Origin of the sequence: Bradyrhizobium sp. LB8.2 (assembly GCF_040548035.1) — a bacterium.
Taxonomy (GTDB): domain Bacteria; phylum Pseudomonadota; class Alphaproteobacteria; order Rhizobiales; family Xanthobacteraceae; genus Bradyrhizobium.
Genome location: NZ_JBEPQV010000021.1, coordinates 1 through 12,001 on the forward strand (window position 1 = coordinate 1; position 12,001 = coordinate 12,001).

A 12,001-nucleotide genomic window follows, 5' to 3' on the forward strand; every position below is an offset into this window, starting at 1 on the left:
GTGATGGTCAAAGGCCTCGACTTCGTCGAGACAGGTGTGGCTCAATACGAGGCGAGGGTATTGGAAACCAAGCACCGCATTCTGCACCGACTGGCCCGCCAGCTCGGCCAGCGAATCGTCCCCAATCCAGCCGCCGTCGTCTGACAGACGTGTTCATGGAGAGGATCTCAATCCAGCCCCGCACGCTTCGCAGGCTTCTGCGTCTTCGGCAACGTCACGTCGGGCAGCGTCTCGCGCACGATCTCCGCGGCGGGGGCATCCGCCGCGACCGTCTCTGCGCGCACCGGCGCCACCCTCATCTCGCCGAGGCGCGCGCGAACCTGCGCCGTGAGGCCGGGATAGGAGGCAACCGGGGTGAAGTCGGCAGCCTGGTCGTTACCGACGCGGATACCGGTGTAGGCGACGAGGCCGTCGGTGGTGGCGATCACGTCGCCGGGTTTCAGCGACGAGTCCAGTGCCAGATCGACCGGAGCGAGGCCGACCGGCTCGCGGCCGTTGCAGGTGCAGTCGGCGCGCAGCGCCTTGCGATAGGCGAACGCATTCTCGCTGTCGGCGTAGCGCTCGCCGGTCTGCGACGCGGCGCCGTCGATCGACAAGCCGAAATAGATTTTTGTCGTGCTGGCAGGACAGAATGCCTGACACATCTGCGCGGGCGAGGTGAGGCCGCGCATCAGCGGAAAATATTTGCCGTCGCAGCTGCGCACGCAGAATGCGGGTCCCGAGCCGCCAGCCGCCGCCGATCGCGTCGGCGGCACGTATTGCGGGGATGCGGCGTTCTGCTGGCCGGTGAAGGGGTCGGTGTAGGAGCTCGCCTGTTGCGGCACCTCACGCTGCGGCCGTTGCTGCTGCATTCCGCCGAAGAAGAAGTCGAACAGGCCTTCGGCCGAAACCGGGGCCGGAGCCGCAAGCAGCGGTGCTGCCAGTGTGGCGGCGACAAGCATCACGCGCCGCCGCCGGCGCGCATGGGACATGACTGTACGCAAACGCTTACTCCACCCGACGCTACTCGACCGGCCGGGACCATCAGATCTCAGCACATGATTCACCATAACGCGGGATGGTAAATGAGCGGTTGAGGGCGAGGCTTCGTGCCCCGGATGCTGCGCTGCGCCTGGGACGGGGCGCCCTTAAGCCTTCAAAAACTCCGAGGCCCTGTACAGCGAGCGGAACGGCAGGCCGGCCGCGCCAAATGTGTCGTCGGCGCCTTCCTCGCGGTCCACCATGGTCAGCACCAGCACCACTTCGGCGCCCGCCTCGCGCACGGATTCCACCGCTTTCAGCGCCGAGCCGCCGGTGGTGGTGACATCCTCGACGATGACGACGCGCTTGCCCTCGAGTGTCTCGCCCCTGGGCAGTCCCTCGATGACGAGCTTCGCGCCATGCTCCTTCGGCTTCTTGCGCACGAAGAAGGCCGCGATCGGATGGCCCTTGATCCAGGAGATCTGCGCCAGCGCACCGGCCAGCGGCACCGCGCCCATCTCGAGCCCGCCGATGAAATCGAGCTGGTCGTCCTTCAGCGCTTCATAGGTCAGTTCGGCAAGCAGAGTGGCGCCCTCCGGATCGAGCATGGTCGGCTTGAGGTTGAAGTAGAAATCGCTCTTGCGGCCCGACGCGAGCGTCACCTCGCCGCGGCCGAAGGAGCGCCGGCGGATGATCTCGAACAGTCGGGCGCGGGAGGCGGATTTAGACACGGCGGGCCCTCGGGAGCGTTTTTGGAAGTGGCGGAATTTATCCGCGACGGACGCGACATTCCAGAGGGGGCTTCCCCCGTCAACAGGGATCGGCCATCCCGGCCCGCCGGTTGTGGGGGTGCAACCTTCTGGAGTAGGTGGATGCCAGATATTTCTTGGGCAGGAAACTGGACCACGAAACTGGTCAAGGAAACTGCGCAAGGAAACGGGGCAAGGAAACGCGAAAAATGACCATCGAACTGCACACCTGGAACACGCCGAACGGCCGCAAGATCTCGGTCGCGCTGGAGGAAATGGGGCTGCCCTACAAGGTGGTGCCGGTGAACATCAGCAAGGGCGAGCAGATGGCGCCGGATTTCCTGAAGCTCTCACCCAACAACAAGATTCCGGCGATCCTCGACCCCGAGGGGCCGGACGGCAAGCCCGTCAGCCTCTTCGAGTCCGGCGCGATCCTGCTTTATCTCGGCGAAAAGACCGGCAAATTCCTGCCGAAATCGCTGGCCGGCCGCATCCCGGTCTATGAATGGCTGATGTGGCAGATGGGCGGCTTCGGCCCGATGCCGGGCCAGGTGCACCATTTCATCGCGCTCGAGAACGAGCAGGACCGCGCCTACGGCCTCAAGCGCTATATGGCCGAGACGCGCCGACTCTACGGCGTGCTCGACCGCCGGCTAGCGGACCGCGATTTCGTTGCCGGCGAGATCTCGGTTGCCGATTTTGCCATCCTGGGCTGGGCATGGCGCCACCCTCGCCACAAGGTTGAGCTGCCCGATTTCCCCAACGTCAAGCGCTGGTACGAGGCCCTGATGGCCCGCCCGGCGGTGAAGCGGGGCATGGAGGCAAAGCTGGATTGAGGTTTCTTCTCCCTCCCCCCGCTTGCCCTTTGCGGGGAGGGTGGCTCGCCGCGCAGCGGCGAGACGGGTGCGGGGTCTGTCTCGCCGAACTCACCTGCATCTGTGCTCGAGGAGAGAACCCATCATCCGGTGCTTCGCGCCACGTTCTCCGCAAGGGGAGAAGGAAGAAAGCAATCACACCTTCTTCGCTTCCACCGCCATCCGCACCGCGAGCCCGGCCAGCACCGTGCCCATCAACCAGCGCTGCACCAGCATCCAGCTCGGCCGACTCGTCAGAAACAGCGCGATTGATCCTGCCGCGAGCGCGATCATCGCATTCACGCTGACACTGATCGCGATCTGGATCGCACCGAGCACCACCGACTGCGTCAGCACGCTGCTGGCGGTAGGGTCGATGAACTGCGGCAGCAGCGCGAGATACAGCATCGCGATCTTCGGGTTGAGCAGATTGGTGACGAACCCCATTGCGAACAATTTGCGCGGGCTGTCGATCGAAAGCTGCTTCACCTGGAACGGCGAGCGCCCGCCGGGCTTCACCGCCTGCCAGGCGAGCCACAGCAAATAACCGGCACCGGCGAAGCGCAACGCGTCATAGGCAAAGGGAATGGCGAGCAGCAGCGCCGTGATGCCGAACGCCGCGCACAGCATGTAGAACACGAAGCCCAGCGCCACGCCGCCGAGCGAGACGATGCCCGCCGCCGGTCCCTGCGTGATCGAACGCGAGATCAGGTAGATCATGTTCGGCCCGGGCGTGAGCACGAGGCCGAGGCAGACGAGGGCGAAGCCGAGCAAAGCGGAGGTGTGGGGCATGGCTGAACCGGTGCGGGAGACGGCACGGTTTTAGTGTGCGGGGGATCGCGAGGCCATCGCGCAATTGCACGGAGGACAATTCAGGTGCGGCCGCACGCGCTACGCTGCCTCGCCCCGTAAGCAGGGCGAGGCAAGAAAAATCAGTGCGCCTCGTCCCAATTGTTCGCCGCGCGCGCGTCCACATGCAGCGGCACCGAGAGCAGCACCGCCGGGAACGGCGCGTCCTGCATCACGTGCTGCACGACCGGCAGCGTCGCTGCGACCTCGGCGTCGGGCACTTCGAAGATCAATTCGTCATGCACCTGAAGCAGCATCTGCGCCGACAGCTTCTTTTCGGCCAGCGCATCCTCCATCCGCGTCATGGCGCGGCGGATGATGTCGGCGGCGGCGCCCTGGAGCCGCGCGTTGATTGCCGCGCGCTCGTTGAAGGCGCGCACCGAGGCGTTCGAAGCCTTGATGTCGGGATAGTACATCTTCCGGCCAAACAGCGTGGTGACGTAGCCGTGGCTGCGGCAGAAATCCCGCGTCTCGTCCATATAGGCGCGGATGCCGGGGAAACGCTCGAAGTATTTCTTGATGTAGGCGGAGGCCTCCTCGCGCGCGATGCCGAGCTGGTTGGCGAGGCCGAACGCCGAAATGCCGTAGATGATGCCGAAATTGATCGCCTTGGCGCGGCGCCGGATTTCGCTCGGCATGCCCTCGATCGGCACGCCGAACATCTCCGATGCCGTCATGGCGTGAATGTCGAGACCGTCGCGAAACGCCTGCTTCAGCACGGGAATGTCGGCGATCTCGGCGAGCAGCCGTAGCTCGATCTGCGAATAGTCGGCGGAGACGAGCTTGTGCCCCGATGTTGCGATAAAGGCGCGCCGGATCTTGCGTCCGTCCTCGGTGCGCACCGGAATGTTCTGCAAATTCGGCTCGTTCGACGACAGCCGGCCCGTCGTGGTCGCGGCCAGCGCGTAGGTCGTGTGCACGCGGTGGGTCTGCGGATGGACATAGGTCGGCAGCGCGTCGGTGTAGGTCGATTTCAGCTTTGAGACCTGGCGCCACTCCAAAATCTTCTTCGGGAGGTCATGGCCCTGCTCGGCCAGTTCGTCGAGCACCTGCGCGGTGGTGGACCACGCGCCGGTCTTGGTTTTGGTGCCGCCGGACAGTCCCATCTTGCCGAACAGGATGTCGCCGATCTGCTTCGGGCTGCCGACATTGACGGGCTCGCCCGCGATCCCTTGGATCTCGGCTTCGACGCGGGCCGCGGTCTGGGCGAAGTCGCCGGAGAGACGCGACAGCACCTGGCGGTCGATCGAGATGCCGCGCCGCTCCATACGTGCGAGCACTGTGACCAGCGGGCGTTCCAGCGTCTCGTAGACGGTGGTCATGTGCTCGGCGACAAGGCGCGGCTTCAGGACGCGCCAGACGCGCAAGGCGATGTCGGCGCCTTCCGCCGACAGCGGCGCGGCCTTGTCGATCGGCACCTGGTCGAACGTGATCTTGCCCTTGCCGCTGCCGAGCAGCTCGTTCTCCTTCAGCATGGCGTGACCAAACCAACGCTCGGAAAGCGACTCCAGTCCATGCGAGCCGCGGCCGGCGTCCAGCACATAGGAGATCAGCTGCGCGTCGTCGGCGTTGCGCAAGGTGATGCCGTGTTGCGCCAGCATCACGGCGGTGAATTTGACGTCGAAGCCGATCTTGAGAATGCCTGATGATTCCAGCACCGGCCGCAGCGCTTCGATAGCATCGTCGTGCTTGACTTGATCGGGCGCGAGGCCCGCGTCGAACAGGCCGGCGCCGCCGCCGGACTGCTTGTGCGCCAGCGGCACGTAGCAGGCCTCGTTCGGGGCCAGCGCCAGCGCGATGCCGCAGAGATCGGCCTGCATCGGGTCGATCGAGTTTCCCCGGATCTCGACCGAGACATGGCCGGCATCATGGATGCGCGCGATGAACGCGTTTAATTCCGCGAGTGTCTTGATGGCCTGGTACTTGCCGCGATCGACCGGAAGCTTGCGCAAAACATCTTCGCGCGCGGCTGCGAGAGAAATCGGCGCGCCTTTCGGGCTCGCGGCCTTGTCCTCTTTGCTCGCCGATGCGTTGCGCTGGCCCGCCTGAACTTGCGCCGGCGTGCCGGCTCCTGGTGCCGGCACGACGTCCGAAGGCGGCAGCGGCGAGAAGACGCTGGCGCCGCTGGCATAGCCGGGATCGGCATCGACGTTGGCAGGATCGATCTGCGAATAGTCGGCAACGCGGCGCGTCAGCGTCGTGAACTCCATCGCCTTCAGGAAAGCGACCAGCTTGCGCGCATCGGGCTCATGGACGGCGAGATCGTCCAGCGGCACCTCCAGCGCGACCTTGTCGTCGAGCAGCACGAGCTGGCGCGAGATGCGCGCCTTTTCCGCATGCTCGATCAGCGCCTCGCGCCGCTTCGGCTGCTTGATCTCGGTGGCGCGGAACAGCAATTGGTCGAGATCGCCATATTCGGTGATCAGCTGCGCCGCGGTCTTGATGCCGATGCCGGGCACGCCAGGAACGTTGTCGGTGGAATCGCCGGCCAGTGCCTGCACTTCCACCACCTTCTCCGGCGGCACGCCAAACTTCTCGATCACCTCGGGGATGCCGATGCGGCGGTCCTTCATGGTGTCGTACATGGTGACGCAATCGGTGACGAGTTGCATCAGGTCCTTGTCGGAGGACACGATGGTCGCGCTGGCGCCGCGCTCGCAGGCTTGCCGCACATAGGTCGCAATCAGATCGTCGGCCTCGAAGCCGACCTGTTCCAGGCAAGGCAGGTCGAACGCGCGCACCGCTTCGCGGATCAGCGAAAATTGCGGGATCAGATCGTCAGGCGCAGGCGGCCGGTGGGCCTTGTACTCAGGATAGATCTTGTTGCGAAAGGTCATTTCCGACTTGTCGAAGATGATTGCCAGATGCGTCGGCCGGTTGTCCTCGGGCATGTCGCGCAACAGCTTCCACAGCATGTTGCAGAAGCCGAGCACGGCATTGACCTGCAGGCCGTCGGACTTGCGGTTCAGCGGCGGCAGCGCATGGTAGGCGCGGAAGATGTAGCCGGAACCGTCGACCAGGAAGACGTGGTCGCCCTTGCCGGCCGGCTTGGCGGCGACGGGTTTGGCGGCGACGGGCTTGGCGGACGTGGGTTCGGCAGCTTTCGGGGAGATTTTGGGCATGCCGCAATGTATGAATTTTTGCGGGCTTTGACAGCCTTGCGGGTGGGATTTTTAGGGCAGTGACGCAGCTATCCCCCGCTGTCGTTCCTCGCGAAAGCGGGGCATCCAGTACGCCGCGGCTTATCGGTCGATCACTGCGGTTTCTGGAATACTGGGTCGCCCGGTCGAGCCGGGCGACGACAGCGAGCCCGGCTGCAGCCGCGCCCCGGCCTTCTTCGGTACAATCCAGAATGCATCCGGCCGCTCGAACAGGAAATTGGCGTCGAGCCGCAACGCCGCCTGCCAGATCGCGAGTGCTCCGATCACGCCGACGATGGTGACGATCAGCGACACCGTGCCGATGTCGGGAATGACACCCGTGCGTAGCAGCAGGGTTCGCGTGGCCGCCATCGGCAGGAAGAAGGCAAGATAGATCACGATCGAGTGCTCGCCGCAGAAGCGGAAAAAATTCAGCCAGCGGGCGCGTGCGAGCAGCGTGCCCATGGTGATGATGGCGCAGGCGCCGGCGAAGCCGAGCACGAGCGACACGATCTTCCATTCGCTGGCCCCACACACGACGAGGCCGGCATTGACCAGCGCCCACGTTGCGAGCGCTGCCAGCGCCCATGCGGGATGATTGCGCGCGCGATCCGCCAGCGCGAACACGTAGGGCGCGAACAGGTAGCCCGAATAGAAATAGACGAAGCGCGCGCAGAACTCGTCGATCGCGGTCCAGCCGGTTGCAACACGCGCCGTCTCCAGCGCGGCCGCGATGAGCCAGATCGCGGGCGGGGGGATTCGTCGTGTCAGTTTTGTGACGACGAAAAAGATCGGCAGCAGATAGATGAACCAGAGCGTGCCGAACGGCTCGACGAAGGATTCCAGATACAGCAGGCCGGCGTCGCGCCAGCTGGTTTCGGCGGCGAATGCGGGGGCCTTGAAGCCGAACTGGATTGTCACCCACACGACATAGAAATAGGCGAAATGCACCACCTTGCGGTCGAGATAGGTTCGCCAGTCCCGGTCGATCACCAGTGGCAGGAACAGGCCCGAAATCAGGAAGAAATCCGGCATCCGGAACGGCTTTGCGAAGGCCACGGCGACATGCATGAAACCGGTCTGGCCGGCAGCGAGCTCGACCCCCAGCACCGAATGCATCATCACGACCATGACGATGCAGATGCCCTTGGCGTAATCGACCCAATCGACACGCGCAGCAGAGGGGGCCTTGAGCCCCCCGCTCGTGGCGATTGTGCCCGATGATGCCATGGTGTCCCTTTTCGAGGCGTGTTCCGCCCGGATCTGTGTGAACGCGGAGCAGTGTGGCGCCTTGCGGCTTTCGATTTGTTTACCGTTGCAATTCAAGTGCCCGGTTTTTGCGGGCTGACGGTTCCCTTCCATGGGGAAAATGCTAAACCTTTCCCCGAATTGGGATTTCATTAACCAAGCCAAAACAGGGTTTTTCATGCGAATCGCGATGATCGGAACGGGCTATGTGGGACTGGTGTCCGGGGCCTGCTTTGCAGATTTCGGTCACGACGTCATCTGCGTCGACAAGGACGAGAAGAAGATCGCTGCACTTCATCGCGGCGAGATCCCGATCTACGAACCCGGGCTCGACGAACTCGTTGCGACCAACGTCAAGGCCAAGCGGCTGGAGTTCACCACCGACCTGTCCAAGCCGGTCGCCGATGCCGATGCCGTGTTCATCGCGGTCGGCACGCCGTCGCGCCGCGGTGATGGCCACGCCGATCTGTCCTATGTCTACGCCGCTGCGAAAGAGATCGCGCAGTCGCTGTCCGGTTTCACCGTCGTGGTGACGAAGTCGACCGTTCCGGTCGGCACCGGCGACGAGGTCGAGCGCATCATCCACGAGACCAACCCCAAGGCCGACGTCGTCGTCGCCTCCAACCCCGAATTCCTGCGCGAGGGCGCCGCGATCCGCGACTTCAAGTTTCCCGATCGCGTCGTCGTCGGCACCTCCGACGAGCGCGGTCGCAAGGTGATGGGCGACATCTACCGTCCGCTGTCGCTGAACCAGGCTCCGCTGATGTTTACGGAGCGCCGTACCGCCGAGATGATCAAATACGCCGCGAACGCCTTCCTCGCGACCAAGATCACCTTCATCAACGAGATCGCGGACCTCTCCGAAAAGGTCGGCGCCAACGTGCAGGAGGTCGCGCGCGGCATCGGGCTGGACAACCGCATCGGCACCAAATTCCTGCATGCCGGCCCCGGCTTCGGCGGCTCGTGCTTTCCGAAGGACACCAAGGCGCTGATCAAGATCGCGCAGGACTACGACGTGTCCTTGCGCATCGTCGAATCCGTGCTGGCGGTCAACGAGAACCGCAAGCGCGCGATGGCCCGCAAGGTCAGCCAGGCGCTCGGCGGCTCGCTGCGCGGCAAGACCATTGCCGTGCTCGGCCTCACCTTCAAGCCTGACACCGACGACATGCGCGATGCCCCGTCGATCCCGCTGGTCACGGGCCTGATCGACATGGGTGCGAAGGTGAAGGCGTTCGATCCCGTCGGCATGGAGCAGGCCAGGGGCGAACTGCCCAACATCACCTATTGCGAGGACGCCTATTCCTGCGCTGAAGGTGCTGATGCGCTGGTTGTCGTCACCGAATGGGTGCAGTTCCGCGGCCTCGATCTCGACCGGCTGAAGGCGACCATGGCCCAGCCCGTCGTCGTCGATCTCCGCAACATCTACCGCCCCGAGGACATGGCTGCGGCCGGCTTCACCTACGAAAGCATCGGCCGCCCGCCGGTGCAGGGCTGATCGCCACATATGATTGTCATACCCCGCGAAGGCGGGGTATCCAGTAATCCTGATCTTCTTAATCACGGGGATCTGAGTTTACTGGATCACCCGCCTTCGCGGGTGATGACGGGACGGAGATACTTGCCCCGCACTTTCGACACGCCCCTTCCGATCGATGCCGTGCTCGACCACCTCTCGCGCACGCTGGAGGCGCACAATGCGGCCGTGCTGGTCGCCCCTCCGGGCGCCGGCAAGACCACGCGCGTGCCGCTCGCGCTGCTCGATGCCCCCTGGGCCAAGGGCAAGAAGATCATCGTGCTCGAGCCGCGGCGCATTGCTGCGCGCGCCAGCGCCGACCGCATGGCCAAGTCGCTTGGCGAGAGGGCCGGCGAGACCGTCGGCTACCGCGTTCGCTTCGGCTCAAAAATCTCGCGTGCGACCCGCATCGAGGTGGTGACCGAAGGCATCTTCAGCCGTCAGATACTTGACGATCCCGAGCTGTCAGGCGTCGCCGCCGTCCTGTTCGACGAATTCCACGAGCGCTCGCTCGATGCCGATATGAGCCTTGCGCTGGCGCGCGACGCGCAACAGGGCCTGCGCGAGGATTTGCGCATCCTCGTGATGTCGGCAACGCTCGATGGCGCCCGTGTGGCAAAGCTGCTTGGGCAAGCGCCCGTCGTCGAAAGCGAGGGCCGCGCCTTTCCCGTCGAAACACGCTATCTCGGTCGCAAGGCGGATGCGCCGGTGGAGCGGCAGATGGCGGATGCGATCGCATCCGCGCTACGCGCCGATAGCGGCTCGGTGCTGGCGTTTCTGCCGGGTGCCGCCGAAATCCGCCGCACGCAGAATTTCCTCAGCGAACGCGTGCAGGATGCCGGTATCGAAATCGTGCCGCTGTTCGGCGCGCTCGATGCCGCCGTGCAGGACCGTGCCATCTCGCCGGCGCCGAAGGGCACGCGCAAGGTGGTACTGGCGACCTCGATCGCGGAAACCTCGCTCACCATCGAAGGCGTGCGCATCGTCGTCGATTCCGGTCTTGCCCGCGTGCCGCGTTACGAACCCGACATCGGGCTGACGCGGCTCGAGACCGTGCGCGTCTCGCGCGCGGCGGCGGACCAGCGCCGCGGTCGCGCCGGCCGCACCGAGCCCGGTGTCTGCTACCGGCTCTGGGACGAGCCGCAGACGGCGTCTCTCGCGCCCTATACCCAACCGGAAATCCTCAGCGCCGATCTGTCCTCGCTGGTGCTCGATCTCGCGCAATGGGGCGTCGCTGACGCTGCCGCGCTGTCGTTTCTCGACCCGCCGCCGCAGCCGGCCTGGAAGGAAGCCAAGAGCCTGCTCTCCGAGCTCAATGCGCTCGATGGCGACGGCCGCATCACCGCGGAAGGCAAGAGCCTGCGTGCGCTGGCGCTGCCGGCGCGGCTGGCGCGCATGATCGTGGATTCGCATCGTGCCGGCGAGGGCGAAGCCGCCGCCGAGATCGCCGCCATCATCACCGAGCGCGGGCTCGGCGGCGACAGCGTCGATCTCGAACACCGTCGCGACCAGTTCCGCCGCGAGCGCTCGCCACGCGCAACGAGCGCGCGCGACCTCGCCCGGCGCTGGGCTTCACAGGTGGCGGCGTCAGAGAAGACGGCGGCCGGAGAAGGTGACCTCTCGACGGGCCTGATGCTCGCCTATGCCTTCCCGGATAGCGTCGCGCGGAATCGCGGCAATGGTAGTTTCGTGCTTGCCAACGGTCGTGGTGCCGCCGTCGATCAGACATCGTCACTTGCCCGCGCACCTTATATCGCGATCGGCGAGATGACGGGGACGGCGGCGAGCGGCCGCATTCTGCTCGCCGCGCAAATCACGCAGGACGAGATCGAGCAGCATTTCGCCGAGCATATCGAGCCCGTCGACGAGATCTCGTTCGACCGCGGTGCGATGGCGCTGCGGGCGCGGCGCAAGCGCGCGCTGCACGCGATCACTCTCTCCGAGGCGACGCTTGCCGTGTCGCCCTCGGAAGACACCGCGCGCATCTTCGCCGACGGGCTCATTGCCGTCGGCCTCGACCGGCTGCCCTGGTCGAAGGCAGCAAAGCAATGGCGCGACCGCGTGATGTTTTTGCGTAAGGCCGAAGGCGGCAGCTGGCCCGACCTGTCGGACGAAGGCTTGATCGCGCGGCGCGACGACTGGCTGGTGCCGGCGCTCTACGACAAGATCGCGCTGAAGGACATCTCCACCGGCGATCTCTCCGACGCGCTGATGGCATTGTTGCCGTGGGAGACGCGCGCGCGGCTCGACCGCGAGGCGCCGACGCATTTCGAGGCGCCGACCGGCAGCGTGCTCGCGATCGACTACGAGGCCGAGCAGGGGCCGACCATCGCGGTGCGGCTCCAGGAATTGTTCGGCCTCAACACCCATCCGTCGGTCGCCGCGGGCAAGGTGCCGCTGGTGCTGGAATTGCTGTCGCCGGCGCAGCGCCCGGTACAGGTGACGCGCGATCTCCCCGGTTTCTGGCGCGGCAGTTACAGCGCGGTTCGCTCCGACCTGCGCGGCCGCTATCCGCGCCATCCCTGGCCGGAAGATCCGGCGAATGCGTTGCCGACCCGGCGAGTCAAGCCGCGCGGCACCTGAGAGTTACGAAGGCGCATTAACCGTCCGCTCATCCTTTTCGTCAAAATAGCACCGCTCTGGCCGCAGCGTCGCTCGCGGGCAGGCTTGCCGCGTGGTCAAATCGAG

The 12,001-nt window shown here is 65.2% G+C and carries 7 protein-coding genes and 1 pseudogene; 3 read left to right on the forward strand and 5 right to left on the reverse strand.

Annotated elements, in window-relative coordinates; all coding sequences use genetic code 11:
* Positions 1–167 precede the first annotated feature (167 nt).
* Positions 168–941 carry a DUF2865 domain-containing protein gene (locus ABIB06_RS23665; RefSeq protein ID WP_354051280.1) on the reverse strand — a complete coding sequence of 258 codons (774 nt, stop codon included), beginning with the start codon at positions 939–941 and terminating at the stop codon, positions 168–170.
* 186 nt (positions 942–1,127) lie between these two features.
* The gene (gene pyrE / locus ABIB06_RS23670) at positions 1,128–1,691 is read right to left on the reverse strand and encodes an orotate phosphoribosyltransferase (protein ID WP_354051125.1); all 564 of its coding nucleotides are present in this window, start codon (positions 1,689–1,691) and stop codon (positions 1,128–1,130) included.
* Positions 1,692–1,918: 227 nt separating this feature from the next.
* Here pyrE and ABIB06_RS23675 point away from each other — a divergent pair, with 227 nt between their 5' ends.
* Positions 1,919–2,545, forward strand: a complete 627-nt coding sequence (locus ABIB06_RS23675) for a glutathione S-transferase family protein (protein ID WP_354069254.1) — start codon at positions 1,919–1,921, stop codon at positions 2,543–2,545.
* A 174-nt stretch (positions 2,546–2,719) separates the two neighbouring features.
* Here the strand turns inward: ABIB06_RS23675 and ABIB06_RS23680 are convergent, their stop codons facing one another.
* The 3 genes and pseudogenes from ABIB06_RS23680 to ABIB06_RS23690 all read right to left on the reverse strand — a co-directional run.
* The gene (locus ABIB06_RS23680) at positions 2,720–3,355 is read right to left on the reverse strand and encodes a LysE family translocator (RefSeq protein WP_354051129.1); all 636 of its coding nucleotides are present in this window, start codon (positions 3,353–3,355) and stop codon (positions 2,720–2,722) included.
* Between the two features lie 140 nt (positions 3,356–3,495).
* Positions 3,496–6,534 (reverse strand): DNA polymerase I, encoded by a 3,039-nt coding sequence (polA, locus tag ABIB06_RS23685; protein WP_354051131.1) that lies wholly within the window; start codon positions 6,532–6,534, stop codon positions 3,496–3,498.
* Positions 6,535–6,726: 192 nt separating this feature from the next.
* A pseudogene (locus ABIB06_RS23690) lies at positions 6,727–7,782 on the reverse strand (acyltransferase family protein); the annotation flags it as partial.
* Between the two features lie 196 nt (positions 7,783–7,978).
* Between ABIB06_RS23690 and ABIB06_RS23695 the strand changes: the two are divergent.
* Together ABIB06_RS23695 and hrpB are read left to right on the forward strand one after the other, a co-directional pair.
* Entirely contained in the window at positions 7,979–9,295 is a 1,317-nt protein-coding gene (locus ABIB06_RS23695) for a UDP-glucose dehydrogenase family protein (RefSeq protein WP_354051133.1), read from the forward strand.
* A gap of 123 nt (positions 9,296–9,418) precedes the next feature.
* The gene (hrpB, locus tag ABIB06_RS23700) at positions 9,419–11,896 is read left to right on the forward strand and encodes an ATP-dependent helicase HrpB (protein WP_354069256.1); all 2,478 of its coding nucleotides are present in this window, start codon (positions 9,419–9,421) and stop codon (positions 11,894–11,896) included.
* The last annotated feature ends 105 nt before the right edge of the window (positions 11,897–12,001 follow it).